Here is an 18,631-nt window from a genome sequence, read left to right on the forward strand (position 1 = left end):
AAAGACCCGGCCGCCACACACTGGACCTAGCGCAGCTACCAGCTTTCCGACACGAGATCGCCACCGAGCCGGCTTTGCCGCCGCCGGTGCGCGATGCCTTCCTGTCGGTCGGCCATGGCTGCCATATCGACCTCGAGGGCGACTGGCTCCATGGCGACCTGCCGGACCTGCGCCACGACTATTCGGCGGAGGCGCGCGGGCTCGGCCATTTCCGTTTCGCCTTCAACGACACGATGCTGATCCGCGGCCGCAAGCAACCGCTACGGTTGGTCGACAATATCCGCAAGGCGATCGACAACGGTTCGCGCAAGTTCCGCTCTCCGGCAGAGCTGATCGAGGCTGTCATGGGCCAGTCGCCCGACGGCATGGCGACGTGGGCGATACGCTCGACGGCATCGAGGACCGCATCGTCTGCGACGCATTGCGTCGCGGCGGTCGTCTATCTGTTCGTCAGGCGGCTGGGGCGCGGGGTGTAGCGCCGGCCTTGCGCGCCGAAGAAAACATTGACCAGGAATAGATCGCCAGCGCCGTCCAGATCAGGCCGAAGGCGATGGCCTGGGTGCTGCCGAAGGGTTCGCCGAAAATCAGCACGGCGATCAGGAATACAATAGTCGGCGCGATATACTGCATGATGCCGATTGTGGAGAGACGCAACAGCTTGGCCCCGAAGGCAAACAGCAGCAGCGGTATGGCGGTGACCGGGCCGCAGCCGATCAGCAATGCGGTATCGTTCAGGGAACTGGAGACGAAATGGTCCTGCCCTGTGACGATGAGCAAGATGATGTAGCCGAGCGCCGGCACCGACAGCAACAGCACCTCGAGCAAAAAGCCCTGGCTGGGACCGATTGGCAGCGTCTTGCGGAAAAAGGCATAGGCGGCAAAGGAAAACGCCAGCACCAGCGACACCCAGGGCAGCTTGCCGGCGTCGATCGTCAGCACCGCGACCGCGATGGCCGCCAGCAGCACCGCCGCGATTTGCAGCCTGTCGAGCCGCTCGCCAAGCAGCAGCGCACCGACAACGACGCTGACAAGCGGGTTGATGTAATAGCCAAGCGCGGTCTCGATGGTGCGGTCGACCGCGATCGCCCAGACATAGATGCCCCAGTTAACCGAAATCAGCGCCGCCGTCAGCGCCGCCATCGAAATGATGCGCGGCGAACGGATTGCGGCCTTGAAGTCCGCGGTGCGGCCGGCCCAGACCAAAACGGCGGCGGCAATCGGCACCGACCAGACGATGCGGTGCGCGATGACTTCGGCCAGCGGCAGATGCGCGACAGCTTTCATGTAAAAGGGCAGCAACCCCCACAGGAGATAGGCGCCCAGGGCCAACAGAAAGCCACGCCGGGCCTTTGAGTCTGCTTCGAGCTGGATTGCTTGCGTGGGCATGGCCCAACGCTATGCGCCAGCCGCCGGGCCAAGACCATCGCAAAGTTCTGATGGATCAATGGACTTTCGCTGATGGTTCAATCCTACTCCGCCGCGACCAGCCCGGCCATCTCGCGGTTCTTCATCAGCTTGTAGACGATCGAATCCATCAGCGCCTGGAACGAGGCGTCGATGATGTTTTCTGAGACGCCGACCGTCCACCAGCGGGCGCCGGTTGCGTCATGCGATTCGATCAGCACGCGGGTGATCGCCTCGGTGCCACCATTGAGGATACGCACCTTGAAGTCGGCAAGTTCGAGGTCGGCGATCTCGTTCTGGAATTTTCCGAGATCCTTGCGCAGCGCGATGTCGAGCGCATTGACCGGGCCGTGTCCTTCGGCCACCGACATCTTCTCCTCGCCGTCGACCATCACCTTGACGATCGCCTCCGAGACCGTCTTCAGCTGGCCGTTGGCGTCGAAGCGGCGCTCGACCATGCAGCGAAACGAGGTGACGCTGAAGAATTCCGGCAGGCCGTGCAGCATCTTGCGCGCCAGAAGCTCGAAGCTGGCATCGGCGCCCTCATAGGCATAGCCTTCGGCCTCGCGCTCCTTGACCACTGATATCAGCGCGTCGAGCCGGTGGTCGTCTTTCGGCATGTCGATGCCGCGCCGCTTCAGCTCGGCGAGGAAATTGGCCTTGCCGCCCTGGTCCGAGACCATGACGCGGCGGCGGTTGCCAACTGCTTCCGGCGGCACATGCTCGTAGGTGGCCGGCTCCTTGGCCAGCGCCGAGGCATGGATGCCGGCCTTGGTGGCGAAGGCGGAAGCGCCGACATAGGGCGCCTGCGCTTCCGGCGCGCGGTTCAGCAATTCGTCAAAGGCCCGGGAAAGGCGCGATATTCCGGCCAACGCTTCGGCCGAAATGCCTGTCTCGAAGCGGTCGGAAAAGGCCGGCTTCAGCGCCAGCGTCGGCACGATCGAGATCAGATTGGCGTTGCCGCAGCGCTCGCCGATGCCGTTCAGCGTGCCCTGGATCTGGCGCACGCCGGCCTCGACGGCGGCCAGCGAATTCGCCACCGCCTGGCCGGTGTCGTCATGGGCATGGATGCCGAGATGGTCTCCGGGAATGCCTGAGGCGATGACCTTCTCGACGATGGCGCGCACTTCCGACGGCTGCGTGCCGCCATTGGTGTCGCACATCACCACCCAGCGCGCGCCGGCGTCGTAGGCGGTCCTAGCGCAGGCCAGCGCATAATCGGGATTGGCCTTGAAGCCGTCGAAGAAATGCTCGCAATCAACCAGTGCTTCCTTGGCCGAGGCAATCGCCGCTTCGACCGAGGCCTTGATCGCTTCGAGGTTTTCCTCGTTCGTGCAGCCCAGCGCGATGCGGACATGGTAGTCCCAGCTCTTGGCGACAAAGCAAATGGCGTCCGACTTCGACTGGACCAATGCGGCAAGGCCTGGATCGTTCGAAGCCGAGACCCCAGCCCGCTTGGTCATGCCGAAGGCGACGAATTTGGCACTGGCCGTGCGGGGCTCGGCGAAGAAGGCGGTGTCGGTCGGGTTGGCGCCGGGATAGCCCCCCTCGACATAGTCCATGCCGAACTCGTCGAGCAGCCCGGCGATGGCGATCTTGTCCTCGACTGAAAAGTCGATACCCGGTGTTTGCTGGCCATCACGCAGTGTCGTGTCGAAGAGATAGAGGCGCTCGCGGCCCATGATCATTTCCCCGCAAACCGATCCGTCGCCCGGATCAACCGGTCGAGGATGCCCGGCTCCGAATAGGCATGGCCGGCGCCCTCGATCAGGTGGAAATCCGCTTTCGGCCACGCCTTGTGCAGCGCCCAGGCATAGCGCGCCGGGCACGGCATGTCGTAGCGGCCATGAACGATGGTGCCGGGGATGTCCTTCAACTTGAAGGCATCACGCAGCAGTTGCCCTTCCTCCAGCCAGCCGGCATGGACGAAATAGTGGTTCTCGATGCGGGCGAAGGCCACGGCATAGTCGTCTTCGCCAAACCGGCTGCTGGTTTCCGGATCGGGCAATAGCGTGATCGTCTCGCCCTCCCACAGGCTCCAGGCGCGGGCGGCCTCGACCTGCGCCTTGCGGTCGCTGCCGACCAGCCGCTTGCGATAGGCGGCCATCATGTCGCCGCGCTCGGCCTCGGGGATCGGCGCCAGGAAGCGCTCCCATCTGTCGGGGAACATTTCGGAGACGCCAAACTGGTAATACCATTCGAGTTCCGCACGCGTCAGCGTATAGATGCCGCGCACGACGAGCTCGCTCACATGTTCGGGGTGTGTCTCGGCATAGGCCAGCGCCAGTGTCGATCCCCACGAGCCGCCGAACACCAGCCATTTGTCGAAGCCGCACATGTCGCGCAGGCGCTCGATGTCGGCGACCAGATGCCAGGTGGTGTTGGCCTCGAGCGAGGCGTTGGGCGTCGACTTTCCGCAGCCGCGCTGATCGAACAGTATGACATCGTAAAGCTTCGGATCGAACAGTCGCCGGTGCTTTGGCGAGATGGTACCGCCCGGTCCGCCATGCAGGAACACAGCCGGCTTGGCACCCCTGGTGCCGGACCGCTCCCAATAGACCTGATGGCCGTCGCCGACATTGAGCATGCCTGACTCGAAAGCCTCGATCTCTGGGTAGAGGGTGCGGAGTTCACTGCTCATAATTTCAGGCCCTGCTGCGGCCAGTTGGCCGTCTCGTGATCCGGATGCTGGAAGGAGATGATCTGCTCCTGGCGGGTGTAGTAGTCAGGATCGTCATGGACCGGCGCCTCGAAGATCTTCTCCACCCAGGGCAGCCGCGCGGCGTAGTTGACCTGGATCTGCGGCGCGAGGTCGGAGCGATCGTCAAAAGCGCCGATGGCGATCTCAAGCCCGCCGGGCTGCCGATAGGTCAGCGGCGTGCCGCAGCGGGCGCAGAACCCGCGATCGATATTGACCGACGACTGAAAATAGCTCGGCTCCTCACGGACCCATTCGACGCCGTCCTTGGGCACCGTCACCAGTGCGCCGAAGAAGGAACCAAACTGCTTCTGGCACATACGGCAATGGCAGATGGACGGGCGCCCAAGCGCCCCACGGATGCGGAAACGCACGGCGCCGCACTGGCAGCCGCCGGTTCGAACGGTTTCGGTCATGATCTTTCCTCCGGCGGCCATTGTTCGGTGTCGTGGTCGGGATGCTGGTAGGAGACGAGATCGGCGAGATAGGAGGCTGACGAGATATCGGCCATCGTGTCCTCGCCGGGCAATTCGTGGATGCGGTCGACGTAGGGGAGCTTTGCTTCGGTACCCCACTGGATGGTCGGCGCGATCTCCTGCGGAGCGTCGAAGGCGGCGATGGCGAGCGCGATACCCTCGGGCGCCTCGAAGGTCAGCGGGGTGCCACAATCGGCGCAGAAGCCGCGCAATGCGGCGTTGGACGAGCGGAAGCGTTTGGGCTCGCCGCGCGTCCAGTCGAATTTTGCGCCACGCACCGACACCAGCGGCAGGTAGAAATTGCCGCTTGCCTTCTGGCACATGCGGCAATGGCAGACGGAGGCATCACCCAGCGCGCCTTCGACACGGAAGCGCACAGCGCCGCACTGGCAACCGCCTGTGTAGACCGGTCTGTTGTCTAGACTCATTGCTTCACTCCGCGGCATGGCAGACGGCTTCGATATTGTTGCCGTCGGGGTCGAAGACAAAGGCGCCATAGTAGTTCGCGTGATAGTGCGGACGCAGGCCTGGCCCGCCATTGTCCTTGCCGCCGGCGGCGATTGCGGCTGCGTAGAAGGCGTCGACCTCGGCGCGGCTGCGAGCAGTGAAGGCGACGTGCTGACGGTCCTTCGGCTTGTCCTTGCCTTGATGCAGCCAAAACACCGGCCGGTCCCGGCCATAGCCGCCGACCTTGGCGCCGCCGGTATATTCCTGCGGCACCATATAGAGGAGCGCGGCACCGAGCGGCGCCATCGCCTTGTCATAGAACGCCTTGGAAGCGTCGAAATCGGAAACGGTGATGCCAAGATGATCGATCATCTTTTTACCTCCCAAGTGGTGATGCGGGCAGCGGTGACGGGGTCTTTGCCGTCCTTCAACTGAATACCTTGCGCCAGCAAGTCGGCACGGATGCGGTCGGCCTCGGCCCAATTTCCGGCGGCGATCAGTGCGAGCCGTTTGGCGATCGCCCTGGTGATGGCGTCTTCATCGACCTTGGTCGGCGTGACGTCGAAGCCGAGAAACAGCAACGCCGCCTTCAGCGAAGCGGCAGCATCGTTGCCCGCTGCGGCAGCCTTGCCGCCACCGGCAGCACTGAAATCTACAGCCTCACCGGCCAACTGCGTCAGCACCTGGAACGCAGAATAGGTTGCGAGATCGTCCGACAGGGCTTCCACCACTTCCACCGGCAATCGCTTTGCCGCCGCCGGTGCCAGATCCGCCGCCCGCTTCCATTTGCGCAGCGTGTTTTCCGCCTCTTCCAGCTTGCGCACGGAAAAGTCGATCGGCTCGCGATAATGCGTCATCAGCATCGCCAGCCTGAGCACCTCGCCCGGCCATTTGCGGCCGCCAAAGGTATCCGTCTCCATCAACTCGTTGATCGAGTAGAAGTTGCCCAGGCTCTTGGACATCTTCTGCCCCTCGACCTGCAGGAAGCCGTTGTGCATCCACACCTTGGCCATCACGTCAGTGCCGTGGGCGCAGCGCGACTGGGCGATCTCGTTTTCGTGGTGCGGGAAGATCAGGTCGAGCCCGCCGCCATGGATATCGAAGACCTCGCCGAGATAGGCGGCCGACATCGCCGAGCACTCGATGTGCCAGCCCGGCCGGCCTCTGCCCCACGGGCTGTCCCAGCCCGGCTCTTCCGGCGAGGACAGCTTCCACAGCACGAAATCGCCAGGGTTCTTCTTGTGGGGATCGACGGCGACGCGAGCGCCGGCCTGCTGTTCGTCGAGATTGCGATTCGACAATTGGCCGTAGTCCGGCATCGAGGCCGTGTCGAACAGAACTTCGCCTGCCGCAACATAAGCATGGCGCCGTTCGATCAACCGTTGAATCAAGGAGATCATGTCGACTTTGCCATCGGCGCGCGGCTCGACGAATTCGGTGGCGCGCGGCTCGACCGTCGGTTCCAGGCAGCCGAGCGTCGCCACATCCTTGTGGAATTGGTCGGCGGTTTTTTCGGTGACGCGCCGGATCGCCTCGTTCAGCGACAGCTTTCCCGAGGCAATTTCGCCGCCGAAATCGCGCAGTGCGCGGTCGTTGATCTTGTCGTCGACATCCGTGATGTTGCGCACATAGGTGACGTGCGCTTGCCCGTAGAGATGGCGCAGCAGACGGAACAGCACGTCGAAGACGATCACTGGCCGCGCGTTGCCGATATGGGCAAAGTCGTAGACCGTCGGGCCGCAGACATACATGCGCACATTGCGCGGATCGATCGGGAAGAAATCCTCCTTCGTCCGCGTCAGCGTGTTGTAGAGGCGCAGGCCCTTCGATGCGTCAGACATTCGTGCCTTCCCGGTGCGTTACTTTTGGTGGGGCCACTTGCGCTGAGACGCAAATCAGGCACCAGCCTGCTGGCCGGGGCGTTTGTCCACTCTAGAAGGAAGATAGGCGAAAACGTCCGGACCAGCGCGAAGCTAGCCAATAATGCAAATGCCACAAATGGCGAAAGACGTTCTCATGAGCGGCTTTATCGCCTCACCCAGTGTTGCCGTCAAGTCGCAACTTTCGGCAAAAGAGTCGCCGGATCACAGGTAATGACGCAGTGAAACATTTTATTAAACATCTCGGCACAGTCATGAAACATTCGCCGGCTAGATCACCAGATGTCACGATTTGGTCGGATTCGACCAGCAAACGCGGACACGAAGACGTTACCAGGGAAGAGAAAAATGCCCCGAACCAAGCAGGACTCCAGCAGCGCGAAGCAACCGGCGCTCGCCAGCCAATACCGGGCGATCGGCCCGGCCGCGATCGTCGCCGCCCTTCTCCATACCGCGAAGAAGAAAAAGCCGGCGCAAAAGATCACATCGCCGCGCGCTGCCTGATGCGACGTCAGCCGACGCCATGCGCCGGCAATGAGGCGCCGAATGTGCCAGGAAAATAGCTGCTAGAACAAGGTCATCTGACTGTCGTCCGCGCCGGGATTCTGGCGCCAGGCCTTCTCGGGCTCCGGCCCCACGACGCCCCTTTCCTAAATCTCCGGTCCGGTGTTGGCGACCTCGTTGACGAGGTCGGAAACCGGGACAGCCTCGAAGAAGTCGTGCTGTGCCGGTCTGAGCAGGTCCGCCACGTCGCGCGGCTCCAGGGTGCGGCAATCCAGCCAGCGGGCGAAATCCTGCGGATCTATCACTACCGGCATCCGGTCATGGCTATGGGCGATGTCGGTATTGGCGTTGACGGTCAGGATGGCGCCGGTGTCCATTTCGGAACCGCCCGGCTCGGCATAGGTCTCGATCAGCCCGGCGAAGGCGACAAGTCCGCCATGCCTCGGCCGCACCCAATAGGGCTGCCCCCTCTTGCCGCCTGATTGACGCCATTCGTAGAAGCCGGAAGCCGGCACCAAAGCGCGGCGATGGCGCATGGCGGTGCGAAACGAGGCCTTTTCCGTTGCTCCCTCCGAGCGCGCGTTGAACAGCAGCGGAAACTCACGCGTGTCCTTCACCCAGGCCGGGATCAGCCCCCAACGCACCAACATCGACTGCCGGTCGGGCTGGTTCGAGCCTGGCGCCTGCGGCAAGCCTGCAATCGCCATCAGGACCGGCTGCGTCGGCGCGATGTTGTAGCGGGCCGGAAAATCCTCCAGCTCCGCCAGACCGAGAAAAGCGGCAGTCTGGTCCGGCGTGGCGGTCAAGGCAAAGCGTCCGCACATAAGCTAAACTCGTTGAAACGGTCGGATGCGAAGGTGGCGATGGAACCGGCGTTGCGCAACCGCTAATGCTTCTTCACGCCGACCGGTCCACAACCGACTGCAGCGAATGGGAGATCCATGGACGAAATGCGCAAGATTCTGCCGGCTGTCTCGGTCGCCATTGTCCGCGGCGACACGGTGCTGCTGGTCAAGCGGGCGCGGCAGCCTTCGCAAGGATTTTACGCGTTTCCAGGCGGCAAGGTCGAGGTCGGCGAAACGCTGGAACAAGCCGCGCAACGCGAATTGCTGGAGGAAACCGGGTTGCATGCGCACAACTACCGCGCACTTCGGGAAATCCGCATCGACGGCGGCAGCGACGGGCACCCGGTCGACTATCTGCTGACGGTGTTCGGCGCTACCTATGCCGGCGGCGAGCCCGTGGCCAGCGACGACGCCGAGAACGCCGCCTTCTATACACTCAGCGAAATGACGGCGCTGCCGCTTGCCGCTTCGGTGTTTGCCGTTGCCGAAGAATTGCTCAGGAATGCAGGGGCGTAACCTCCAAAATCGCCTTGCAGGCGACAGATTGTTTGGCCACATAGACTCATGATCCGCGCATCGCTTTTCCTTGCAGCTTGCCTCGCCGCCAGTACGGCATTCGGGGCGCGGCCGGCTCTGGCCGCCGAGTCGCCGTTCGAGCCGGGGCTGATGCGGCTGGCGGAGGTGCTTGGATCGCTGCATTTCCTGCGTAATCTGTGCGGCGAGAAGGGCGACCAGTGGCGGGTCGAGATGGAGAAGCTGATTGCTTCGGAAAATCCGGACTCGGAGCGGCGCGCCCGCTTCATCGCCAGCTTCAACCGCGGCTACCGCTCCTTCGGCGGCACCTACACGCAGTGTACCGCCTCGGCGACCGAAGCCATCAGCCGCTATATGAAGGAGGGCGAGACGCTCTCGCGCGACATCGCCTCGCGCTACGGCAACTGACCTTGACACCTCGCTGCTTGTCCGGTGGCGCCTTAATCCTTGTGTTGCACTTTTGCAACGGTATTAACGAAACGTTACGGCGCGGATCGGGAATTAACTCAAACTGAAGGTTTTCATCCCGCTCGCCGGCCTAATCGGCTAAGTTTGAATCGGATCGAACGCAGGTTTGCAAAACGTGACGAGCCCTTGTCGAAACGACCCTAGAAATGTCGTATTTACAAGTACTTACTTAACCTGCGTGTAAAAAGGACAGCCCAAGCCTGATCCGCATCTGCCGGATCGCCGCTTGAAAAGGGTGGACATCGCAATGGAACATGCCGTCAACGACATCGACGCGCTGGTCAGGGAAGAAAAGCGCCTGACCGCCGTGGAAAGCCACAGCGAGGCCTGGGCGGAAGGGCTTTCGGCTGGAATCGAGCCGGAAATCATCGCCGAGGCGGCCCTTGAAACGGCGTTCGGTGAAATGCTGCGCGCCAATGGCGAGACCTCGGCCCTTGCCCTGCTCGACCGCATGCGTGAAAAGGTGATAGCCGGGGCTTTCGAACCAGGACGGCTGCGGCACTGAACCGGCATCAGGCTCTTTGACGACGGTGTGCCGCTTGGGCGGTCATGCCCCGAGCACCTGGGCGGGCCTGGGCATCTGGACGGAATCATGGAGAGGCAGGCGGTGACTTTTTCGACGTCAGGCCAGCCGCGTGGCTTGGCCCTCAGCATCCGGCTCGTCGCTTTTTGCGCCGCGCTCCCTCTGGCTTTTTGCCTCGCAAGCAGCCCTGCTTATGCGCTGAGTGAAATCAAGCGCGAGGACCTGCCCTCGCCAGTCACGCCGCCCGCCGATGACGACATGTCGCCGCCCAGAACCGAGGTGCCGATGCCCGATCCGCTCGGCACGACACCGCCTGCGACCAACCAGCCGAGGCCCCCCGACGAGCGGGAACAGGTCGAACCGGAGGGCCCAAAAGGCGATGGTGGCATGGCCAATCCGCAAGCCGATCCGGATGAACCCTTGCCCGAGGTCGTCTACGATCTCGGCAAGCTGCCGGAGCCGGTCAGGCGCATGCACGATTTGATCCTCGAGGCCTGCAAGAGCGGCGACATCGAAAAGCTCCGGCCGTTGATCGGCCAGGGCGATACGATGACCCAATTGTCGCTGAGCGAGATCGAAGGCGACCCGATCACCTTCCTGAAAGGTCTTTCGGGCGACACGGAAGGCCAGGAGATCCTCGCCATCCTGGAAGAGGTGCTCAGTGCCGGCTATGTCCATGTCGATGCCGGCACGCCGCAGGAGCTCTATGTCTGGCCATATTTCTTCGCGCTGCCGCTGGACAAGCTCGACGCCAGGCAGCGGGTCGAGCTGTTCAAGATCGTCACCGCCGGCGACTATGACAGCATGAAGCAGTTCGGCGCCTACATCTTCTACCGCGTCGGCATCACGCCGGACGGACAGTGGACATTCTTCGTCGCCGGGGATTGAGCGGCATTTCCCTTTCCTACCCTCAAGCCCGCTTAGAGCATCGGAGTGGGTCCCCGCTTCGGGAAAGCCGATGCTCAAAGAAAGAGATAGACCGGCGGTCCGATCGGTTTGAAAGTCCGCCGCTCTAGACCGGCAGCGCCTCGGAAAACTCCACAGCCTCGCCCTGCCCTGGCGTGACGATCTCGCCTTCCCACATCACGCGGCGGCCGCGGACGACTGTTCCGACCGGCCACCCGGTTACTTCTCTGCCGTCATAGGGTGTCCAGCCGGCCTTGGAGCCGGCCTGCGCATTGGTGATGGTTTCGCGGCGCTTCAGATCGACGATGGTGAAATCGGCGTCGTAGCCGGCGGCGATGCGGCCTTTCCTGGCCATGCCGAAGATACGCTGCGGGCCGTGGCTGGATAGGTCGACGAAACGTTGCAACGTCAGCCGGCCGGCATTGACGTGATCCAGCATGATCGGCACCAGTGTCTGCACGCCGGTCATGCCGGACGGCGAGGCAGGATAGAGTTTTGCCTTCTCCGCCAGCGTGTGGGGGGCGTGGTCGGAACCCAGCACATCGACAATGCCTTGTGCAATGCCGTGCCAGATGCCGTCGTGGTGGCGCGATCCGCGCACCGGTGGGTTCATCTGGATCAGCGTGCCAAGCCGCGCATAATCGTCCAGGCTCAGCGTCAAGTGATGCGGCGTCGCCTCGCAGGTCGCGACGTCCTTGTGCTGTTCGAGGAAGGCGATCTCCTCTGCGGTCGAGATGTGCAGCACGTGAATCCGGGCGCGAACCTGGCGCGCGATGCGCACCAGGCGCTCGGTGCAGCGCAAGGCGGCGATCTCGTCGCGCCACACCGGATGCGAGGACGGATCGCCCTCGATGCGCTCACTCAGCCGCTCGCGCAACCGGAACTCGTCCTCGGAATGAAAGGCGGCCCGACGGCGCGTATTCCTCAGAATCGAGGCGACGCCCTCATCGTCCTCGACCAAAAGGTCGCCGGTGGACGAGCCCATGAATACTTTTATGCCGGCAGCACCGGGTAGCCGCTCCAGTTCGCCGGCATCCCCGGCATTGTCGCGGGTGCCGCCGACCCAGAAGGCAAAGTCGCAATGCATGCGGCCGGTGGCGCGCCGAACCTTGTCGGCAAGGGCTGCTTCGCTGGTGGTCAGCGGGTTGGTGTTGGGCATCTCGAAGACGGCGGTGACGCCGCCCAGCACCGCTGCCCGCGAGCCTGTCTCCAAATCTTCCTTGTGCTCCAGCCCTGGCTCGCGGAAATGCACCTGGCTGTCGACGACGCCGGGCAGGATGTGCAGGCCACGACAGTCGACCGTCTCGCCGGCTGATGCCTGGCCGAGATCGCCGATGGCGGCGATGCGCCCGCCGTTGATGCCGATGTCGCGCCGGCCCTCGCCATCGTGGTTGACCACCGTGCCGCCTGTCAGGATGAGGTTGTAGGTCGTGGCCATGCAGATCCGGTCTCTTGCGGGGGGAGTGTCAGCGGCTTACGTAATGGCCGACTGTTTTGCAAGATCAGGTTCTTTTTCCGCCCATGCCCTTTGCCCAGTTGAAAGACCGCGCCCTCATTTCCGTGTCAGGCCCGGATGCCGAGATTTTTTTGCAGAACATTCTGACCACCGACCTCGACGCACTGGCTGCGGGCGAAGCAAAACCTGGCGCCTTGCTGACGCCGCAAGGCAAGATCCTGTTCGACTTCCTGATCTCCCGCGCTGGCGAGAATTCCTTCCGCCTAGAATGCCGAGCCGATATATCAGACGATTTCATGCGCCGGCTGATGCTCTACAAATTGCGCGCCAAGGTCGAGATCGCCAAGTTAGATCAGGGGCTTGTCACCGTCGCGTGGGGAAGTGATTCAACCACTTCGCAATCTGATTCAACGCCGGTTGCCGATGCACGGTTCCGCGACGCGTCCGTGACGCGCTGTTATGGCTGCACGGGTGAGGGCGGCGACCCGGCCGCATGGCAGGCTCTGCGCATCGCCCATGGGATTGCCGAAAGCGGCTGCGACTACCCGCTCGGCGACGCCTTCCCCCATGATGTGCTGCTCGACGAGACCGGCGGCGTCGGCTTCAGGAAGGGCTGCTATGTCGGCCAGGAGGTGGTCTCGCGCATGCAGCATCGCGGCACCGCCAGACGGCGGGTGCTGATCGTTTCGGCCGAACGGCCCCTGCCCGCTCCTGGCGCCGAACTGACAGTTTCCGGGCGACCGGTCGGCACGCTTGGCACTGCCGCCGGCACGGCAGGCCTCGCCATAGCCCGTATCGACCGCGTCAAGGCAGCGCTCGACGCCGGCCAGCCGATCATGGCGGAAGACGTCCCTGTGTCGCTCGCCATCCCTGCCTGGGCGAAGTTCACCTTCCCGCAGCAACCTGTCGGCGCGGAGGAGACCTGATGGCGGCCGACCGTGCCGGCGCGCCGCCGCGCGCTTGGCAGCGCATGCTGTCGGGCCGGCGGCTCGATCTGCTCGACCCCTCGCCGCTCGACATCGAGATTTCGGACATCGCCCATGGGCTTGCCCGCGTCGCCCGCTGGAACGGCCAGACCAGCGGCGACCACGCCTTTTCCGTCGCCCAGCATTCGCTGCTGGTCGAGGCGCTTTTCGGCGAGCTGGTGCCAGACGCCCCGGCCGACGCGCGGCTGGCGGCTTTGCTGCACGACGCGCCGGAATATGTCATCGGCGACATGATCTCACCGTTCAAATCGGTGATGGGCGGCAGCTACAAGGAGTGCGAGCTGAGGCTGCAGCGCGCCATCCATCTGCGGTTTTCGCTGCCGGTCGAACCTAGCGCGGGCCTGCGCAAGGAGATCAAGCGCGCCGACCAGATCGCCGCCTATTTCGAGGCGACGCTGCTTGCCGGCTTTTCGACCGCCGAGGCGACCGAATTCTTCGGCCGGCCGCGCGGCTTCAATGCCGACCGCTTCGACCTCACACCGCGTTCGGTGACCTGGGCGCAAAACGCGTTCCTCGAACGGTATGCGGCGATCGAGAAATCGCGGCGCCAAACGGTGCAGCCGGCCGACTGAAAAAACGGTAAATTAACCGGAAAGGACAACAGTACCGTGTTCGATCACGGTCTGCAGGCGCGCCTCATGTCCGTCACTCATGCCAAGGCTGGTTCGCCCGTCCGCGGACGGAGGGCCGAAGGCATAGGCCTGCCGCGACGGATAGAAAACGAACTGCGCAAACAGAATGATCGTTTTTCGGCCGCCGTCGAGAACATGTCGCATGGCTTGGCCATGTTCGATGCCGACGAGCACATGATCATCTGCAACGGCAATTATATCAGCATCTTCTGCCTCGACGCCGAGATCGTGCGGCCCGGCATCCGGTTTTTCGACATTCTCCAGCACAGCGTCGACATCGGCGTCGCCTCGCACAGCGCCGAAGAACTTTATGCCATCCGCAAGCCCTATATCGACCAGGCGAAACCTTCGACCTATGAGGAAACGCTGTCGGATGGGCGCATAGTTAACATCTCGCACCGGCCGCTTGCTTCAGGGGGCTGGGTGTCGATCTATGAGGACATCACCGAGCAACGGCGTGCCGAACAGGAACTGAAGGAGCAGCACCGCCGTTTCGACGCAGCACTCGCCAACATGTCGCAAGGCCTTTTGATGTATGACTCGGACGGCAGGCTGATCGTACGCAACGAACGTTTCCTGGAACTCTACCACGTGACGCCGGCCGACATTCCACTTGGCATGGGCCACCGCGACGCGCTCGAGCAACTCGTCCGCCTGGGTCTCTATGCAGAGATCGACATCGACAGCGAAATCTCGAAAACCGCGGCCTGCCTTCAAGCCGGAGAAATGCGGTCGACCTACCGGATGAGGCCACGGACCTGGCGATATTCTCGCTCGACCTCGATCGCTTCAAGGCCGTCAACGACACCTGGGGGCATCCGGCCGGCGACTGGCTGCTGAAATGCGTGGCCGAGCGGCTGCAACGTTGCCTACGCAACGAAACGGACGTAGTCGCTCGTTTCGGCGGCGATGAGTTCGTCATCATCCAGTCCAATACCAAAGGTGCCGGCGACGCGGAAAAACTGGCAAGACGCATTGTCGACATCATCGGAAGGCCGTTTCGCGACAAAAGTCGCGACATGCATATCGGCATCAGCCTTGGCATCGCCCTTTTCCCCAATGACGGCAGGGATGCCGACACGCTGCTGAAAAACGCCGACATGGCCCTCTACAGGGCGAAAAGCGAAGGACGCAACGTCTATCGCTTCTTCGAGCCAGGCATGGATGCGATGGTGCGGGCACGACGCGCACTCGAAACCGATCTGGAAGCAGCGCTGCGGCGGCAGGAATTCGAGCTCGACTTCCAACCAATCATGAACATCGCTTCCAGCGAAATCGTCGGCGCCGAAGCCCTGATGCGGTGGCACTCGCCGGCACGCGGCTTGGTGCCGCCAGACGACTTCATCCCGGTCGCCGAAGAGATTGGGCTGATCGTGCCGCTGGGAGAATGGGCGCTGAGGAACGCCTGCACAGTTGCGGCGGGCTGGCCGCATGGGCTGCGTATCGCGGTCAATGTCTCGGCTGTGCAGATCAAAAGCGGCACCTTTGCCCGCAGCGTGATCTCCGCGCTGGCATTTTCCGGCGTGCCGGCCGATCGGCTTGAACTGGAAATCACCGAAACGGTGCTGATGGATGAGAGCGATACCGTGCTCAAGACGCTCAGCCAGTTGCGCGACCTCGGCATCCGTATCGCGCTGGACGATTTCGGCATCGGTTATTCGTCGCTCAGCTATCTCCGCCGCTTCCCGGTCGACAAGATCAAGATCGACCGCTCCTTTATTCGCGACATCGACAAGCGCGACACGGCCGCGATCGTGCTGACGGTCATCGGCCTCGGTGCCCAACTTGGGATCACCGTCACCGCCGAGGGCGTCGAAACCGAAGCCCAGCTGGAGTTCCTGAGCAGGGAAGGCTGCGTCGAGGCCCAGGGCTATTTGATCGGCGCACCGTCGAAGGCGGCGGACATCAATCCCCTGCCGAAGTCGCGCGCCGCGATCAGGCAATCCGGCTAAGTGCGACAGGCCAGACGAGCCAGTCAAAGGTGTCCGCTCAATGCCTCCACCATGTCCTTGTTCGTCGCCACAGGAACGATCTCGAATTCGACCAGATCCGCCCATTCGACGACCCACTGTTGCAGGAGCGTGACGTCATCGGCCTCCACCAGCAGGAAGCAGCGGCTCATATCCGCCGCGATCCAGCTGTGGTGCACAAGAAGCGCGTCCGGCTTCAGGCGGCCCTGGTCGCGGAAGCGACGGTAGACCTCCTTGCGATCACAGCCGCGAAAATCCTCGGTCACAAAAAACAGCATCTCTGCCCCCCTCTCGGATGATTATCGCCCCGGCCGGTCGAGCCGCTCCAGGAACCACTGCGTCAGCCGCACCCAGACCTCATCTTTTTCGCCGGAATCCTCCCAGCCATGGTCGAGGTTGGGATTGTCGTTGACCTCGATGACGAAGACACCGTCCTTGGTCTCCTTGAGGTCCACCCCGTAGAGGCCATCGCCGATACAGCGCGCGGCGCTCACCGCCGTCTCGATGACATGGGCCGGCGCCTCTTTCAAGGTAAAGGTCTTGATGCCGCCCTGGTCGGGCTTGCCGTTGGCCTTGTGGTTGACGATCTGCCAGTGCTTTTTGGCCATCAGATAGTGGACGGCAAACAGAGGCTGGCCGCCGAGCACGCCGACGCGCCAGTCATAATCGGTCGGAATGAATTTCTGCGCGATCAAGAGATCGGAATCCTCCAGCCATTCGGTGGCTAGCGTCTTCAGCTCCTCGAAGGTGGCGCATTTCTTGACGCCGCGTGAAAACGACGAGTCCGGGATCTTCAGCACCAGCGGAAAGCCCAGCGTCTGCGCCGCGACTTCGAGATCCGAGGTGCCGGCGATCATCACCGTCGGTGGCACCGGAACCTTGTTGTAGGTCATCAGCTCGTTAAGATAGACCTTGTTGGTACAGCGGATCATCGACAGCGGATCATCGATGACAGGCATGCCTTCCTGCTGGGCGCGGCGCGCGAAGCGATAAGTGTGGTTGGAGATCGAAGTGGTCTCGCGGATGAACAGCGCGTCGTAGTTGGCGAGTTTGGCCAAATCCTTTTTGGTGATCGGCTCGATTTCGACGCCCATCTTTTCGGCGATCTTGGCCCAGTAGCGCAGCGACGAGATCTCCGATGGCGGCAACTCCTCGTGCGGATCGACCAGCGTGGCGAAGGTGTAGCGCGCCGGCGTGCGGCCTTTGGTGTCACGCCACTCGCGGTTGGTGTAGGTCTCGAGGCACTGAAGGAAGCGCTTTTCTTCCTCCTCGGTCATCCTGGCCAGCGGATGGAAGCCGATCTTGCGGATCGACGCCCATTCGGAGCTGTCCGTGATGTGGACTTCCAGTGCCGGCGCGCGAAACCAATCGAACAAAAGCTTGGCAAAGCGATCCCATATCCTCGACGGGCCGATACCGAAGAAGATGCAGACTTTTTGCGGAAAGGCGCCGCCCAGATCCTTGCGGCACTTGTTGAGCGCGAGTTCCAGCTCCGGCAGCGCGTGATCGTAGAGCTTGCGCTCGGACAGGTCGATCATCGTCTCGACCGTCGGGATGACCTTGTGTCCGCGCGAGCCGGCGAGCAGCGAGGCATAGTAGCCGCGGCTTTGATAGCCGTAATTGTTCGACAGGTTGATGACCTTCGGCCGCTGGCCGCGAAACAGCGCCGGATGGGCAAGGTAGTCGCGATTGGTGATGATCTTGTGCGGTGTCGCCACCTGATCGAGATCGTTCTGCCGGCCGGTAAGGATGACCCAGGTCATTGTCTGTCGCGCTTTCCGAGGGTAATGGCGGCACGCAATCCGTCGCGGCCGAACTGCGCCATGTTCATAAAGATGCCGTAAGGCACGGGAATATTGGCGGCATCAAGAATGGTCTCCTGTCTCTCGTCTTCGACCCAGGGATCGTGGATCAGGATATGGTCGCCGTCGTCGCCGATGGCCAGCACCCAGTGCGGAACCTTCTTGCCGAACATCAGGAAGCCGCTGATCAGGACCAACACCAGTTTCCCCTCGGCGATCGCGGTGCGGATATCGTCTATGGCGAATGGACGGTAATTCACCGGGATGCCGTAAAGTTCCGCGCGCCGGCGAAAGTCGACCTGCGCCAGTTCCATCACCCGGCGCTTGTCCTGGCTGCGCACCGACTGCAGGAACAGCGCGCCATGGAAGGAGACATATATCTCGGCAGAGAGCCCGCTTTCGTGGCCGGCAACGGCGAGGCCGAACGGCTCACAGCCGCCAGGCCCCGACATCATGAAAACGGTGGTCGCCTCGCGCCACAAACGGATTTCCATGACCGGGTCGGGCACGAAGCCGGGCTCGAAATTGGCCATTGCCATCATCAGGCAGCACGGGCCGCAGGTGAATTCGCAGGTCTGCTGGTAGAACGGCACCTTGGTGGCGACTGGAATGTCGCCGCGCAAAGTCTTTTCGTAGCGCAGCGCCGTGGCGCCGTCCTCGTAATAGCCCGGTTCGCGGCCGATCTTGCGGTAGCCGCTCTGCTCGTAGATGCGAATGGCTCGGCTGTTGTCCTCGCGCACCTCGAGGCGCAGCATCATGCGGTTGTGTTCGAAGGCGGTCTCCTCCGCCGATGCCAGCAGCATGCGGCCAATGCCGAGCCCGCCGAAAAAGGGACCGATGGCGATGGAATAGAGCCGCGCGACGCCGCTGCCTTTGCGAAACAGCACGACCGCATAGCCGGCGACGCGGCCGTCGCTTTCGGCAACCAGCAGCTCGGCACTTTCGCGTTCGATCAGCTGGCGAAAGGAGCGGCGGGATATGCGGTCGCTCGAGAAAACAGCCTTCTCGATGACGGCGAGGTCATCGACGTCTGACGCGCGGGCCTTGCGAATCTCGGCAGGCATGCGGGCTCGGAAAACCTCGATTGGGTTGTGGAAAAG

General features: G+C 62.8%; 21 protein-coding genes and 1 pseudogene. 10 read left to right on the forward strand and 12 right to left on the reverse strand.

From position 1 onward, the window contains the following. The first annotated feature begins 74 nt into the window (after window positions 1–74). Window positions 75–476 carry a hypothetical protein gene (locus tag ACWTU7_RS00420; protein ID WP_455837296.1) on the forward strand — a complete coding sequence of 134 codons (402 nt, stop codon included), beginning with the start codon at window positions 75–77 and terminating at the stop codon, window positions 474–476. Here the strand turns inward: ACWTU7_RS00420 and rarD are convergent. From rarD to cysS, 7 genes are all read right to left on the reverse strand, one after another. Next, window positions 451–1,386, reverse strand: a complete 936-nt coding sequence (gene rarD, locus ACWTU7_RS00425) for an EamA family transporter RarD (RefSeq protein ID WP_455837297.1) — start codon at window positions 1,384–1,386, stop codon at window positions 451–453. The genes ACWTU7_RS00420 and rarD overlap by 26 nt on opposite strands. A gap of 83 nt (window positions 1,387–1,469) precedes the next feature. Then, a complete protein-coding gene (gene cimA, locus ACWTU7_RS00430; RefSeq protein ID WP_455837298.1) occupies window positions 1,470–3,086 on the reverse strand; it encodes a citramalate synthase in 1,617 nt (538 codons plus the stop codon). Window positions 3,087–3,088: 2 nt separating this feature from the next. Further along, entirely contained in the window at window positions 3,089–4,045 is a 957-nt protein-coding gene (gene pip / locus ACWTU7_RS00435; RefSeq protein WP_455837299.1) for a prolyl aminopeptidase, read from the reverse strand. Next, on the reverse strand, window positions 4,042–4,518 hold the full coding sequence (locus ACWTU7_RS00440; RefSeq protein WP_082982530.1) for a GFA family protein: 477 nt from the start codon (window positions 4,516–4,518) through the stop codon (window positions 4,042–4,044). The genes pip and ACWTU7_RS00440 overlap by 4 nt, the downstream gene beginning before the upstream one ends. Continuing rightward, window positions 4,515–5,006 (reverse strand): GFA family protein, encoded by a 492-nt coding sequence (locus ACWTU7_RS00445; RefSeq protein ID WP_287091640.1) that lies wholly within the window; start codon window positions 5,004–5,006, stop codon window positions 4,515–4,517. The genes ACWTU7_RS00440 and ACWTU7_RS00445 overlap by 4 nt, the downstream gene beginning before the upstream one ends. A gap of 4 nt (window positions 5,007–5,010) precedes the next feature. Then, window positions 5,011–5,397, reverse strand: coding sequence for a VOC family protein (locus tag ACWTU7_RS00450; protein ID WP_128342453.1), 387 nt, complete (start codon window positions 5,395–5,397; stop codon window positions 5,011–5,013). Then, window positions 5,394–6,866, reverse strand: coding sequence for a cysteine--tRNA ligase (gene cysS / locus ACWTU7_RS00455; protein ID WP_455837300.1), 1,473 nt, complete (start codon window positions 6,864–6,866; stop codon window positions 5,394–5,396). Before cysS ends, ACWTU7_RS00450 begins: the two co-directional genes overlap by 4 nt. 387 nt (window positions 6,867–7,253) lie before the next feature. On the opposite strand from cysS, the gene ACWTU7_RS00460 reads away from it, so the two are divergent. Beyond that, a complete protein-coding gene (locus ACWTU7_RS00460; RefSeq protein ID WP_082982528.1) occupies window positions 7,254–7,409 on the forward strand; it encodes a hypothetical protein in 156 nt (51 codons plus the stop codon). 62 nt (window positions 7,410–7,471) lie between these two features. Here ACWTU7_RS00460 and ACWTU7_RS00465 read toward each other — a convergent pair. After that, a pseudogene (locus tag ACWTU7_RS00465) lies at window positions 7,472–8,233 on the reverse strand (SOS response-associated peptidase). 117 nt (window positions 8,234–8,350) lie between these two features. Between ACWTU7_RS00465 and ACWTU7_RS00470 the strand changes: the two are divergent. The 4 genes from ACWTU7_RS00470 (at window position 8,351) to ACWTU7_RS00485 (ending at window position 10,667) form a co-directional block, all read left to right on the forward strand. Next, window positions 8,351–8,770, forward strand: a complete 420-nt coding sequence (locus tag ACWTU7_RS00470) for an NUDIX hydrolase (RefSeq protein WP_455837301.1) — start codon at window positions 8,351–8,353, stop codon at window positions 8,768–8,770. Between the two features lie 48 nt (window positions 8,771–8,818). Continuing rightward, window positions 8,819–9,196, forward strand: a complete 378-nt coding sequence (locus ACWTU7_RS00475; protein ID WP_029354446.1) for a TIGR02301 family protein — start codon at window positions 8,819–8,821, stop codon at window positions 9,194–9,196. Between the two features lie 307 nt (window positions 9,197–9,503). Continuing rightward, window positions 9,504–9,761: a hypothetical protein gene (locus ACWTU7_RS00480; protein ID WP_029354447.1), complete on the forward strand. Its 258-nt coding sequence runs from the start codon at window positions 9,504–9,506 to the stop codon at window positions 9,759–9,761. A gap of 102 nt (window positions 9,762–9,863) precedes the next feature. Further along, on the forward strand, window positions 9,864–10,667 hold the full coding sequence (locus ACWTU7_RS00485) for a hypothetical protein (protein ID WP_455837302.1): 804 nt from the start codon (window positions 9,864–9,866) through the stop codon (window positions 10,665–10,667). 124 nt (window positions 10,668–10,791) lie between these two features. Here the strand turns inward: ACWTU7_RS00485 and ACWTU7_RS00490 are convergent, their stop codons facing one another. Beyond that, window positions 10,792–12,123 (reverse strand): dihydroorotase, encoded by a 1,332-nt coding sequence (locus ACWTU7_RS00490; RefSeq protein WP_455837303.1) that lies wholly within the window; start codon window positions 12,121–12,123, stop codon window positions 10,792–10,794. A gap of 83 nt (window positions 12,124–12,206) precedes the next feature. Between ACWTU7_RS00490 and ygfZ the strand changes: the two genes are divergently transcribed. From ygfZ to ACWTU7_RS00510, 4 genes are all read left to right on the forward strand, one after another. Next, window positions 12,207–13,067: a CAF17-like 4Fe-4S cluster assembly/insertion protein YgfZ gene (gene ygfZ / locus ACWTU7_RS00495; protein WP_455837304.1), complete on the forward strand. Its 861-nt coding sequence runs from the start codon at window positions 12,207–12,209 to the stop codon at window positions 13,065–13,067. After that, complete coding sequence (locus tag ACWTU7_RS00500) at window positions 13,067–13,699, forward strand: hydrolase (RefSeq protein WP_455837305.1); 633 nt, start codon at window positions 13,067–13,069, stop codon at window positions 13,697–13,699. Before ygfZ ends, ACWTU7_RS00500 begins: the two co-directional genes overlap by 1 nt. A 66-nt stretch (window positions 13,700–13,765) precedes the next feature. After that, window positions 13,766–14,599 (forward strand): PAS-domain containing protein, encoded by an 834-nt coding sequence (locus ACWTU7_RS00505; RefSeq protein ID WP_455837306.1) that lies wholly within the window; start codon window positions 13,766–13,768, stop codon window positions 14,597–14,599. Continuing rightward, complete coding sequence (locus tag ACWTU7_RS00510; protein WP_455837627.1) at window positions 14,524–15,711, forward strand: putative bifunctional diguanylate cyclase/phosphodiesterase; 1,188 nt, start codon at window positions 14,524–14,526, stop codon at window positions 15,709–15,711. Before ACWTU7_RS00505 ends, ACWTU7_RS00510 begins: the two co-directional genes overlap by 76 nt. Window positions 15,712–15,734: 23 nt before the next feature. Here the strand turns inward: ACWTU7_RS00510 and ACWTU7_RS00515 are convergent, their stop codons facing one another. From ACWTU7_RS00515 to ACWTU7_RS00525, 3 genes are read right to left on the reverse strand one after another with little or no spacing between them, the layout of a single operon-like run. Then, window positions 15,735–16,007: a DUF3303 domain-containing protein gene (locus ACWTU7_RS00515; RefSeq protein ID WP_455846481.1), complete on the reverse strand. Its 273-nt coding sequence runs from the start codon at window positions 16,005–16,007 to the stop codon at window positions 15,735–15,737. A gap of 21 nt (window positions 16,008–16,028) precedes the next feature. Further along, window positions 16,029–17,492, reverse strand: coding sequence for a RimK family protein (locus ACWTU7_RS00520; RefSeq protein WP_455837308.1), 1,464 nt, complete (start codon window positions 17,490–17,492; stop codon window positions 16,029–16,031). Further along, window positions 17,489–18,595, reverse strand: coding sequence for a peptidase C39 family protein (locus ACWTU7_RS00525; protein ID WP_029354463.1), 1,107 nt, complete (start codon window positions 18,593–18,595; stop codon window positions 17,489–17,491). The genes ACWTU7_RS00520 and ACWTU7_RS00525 overlap by 4 nt, the downstream gene beginning before the upstream one ends. Window positions 18,596–18,631 lie beyond the last annotated feature (36 nt).

The sequence above is a fragment of the Mesorhizobium sp. BHscii genome, from assembly GCF_053848065.1.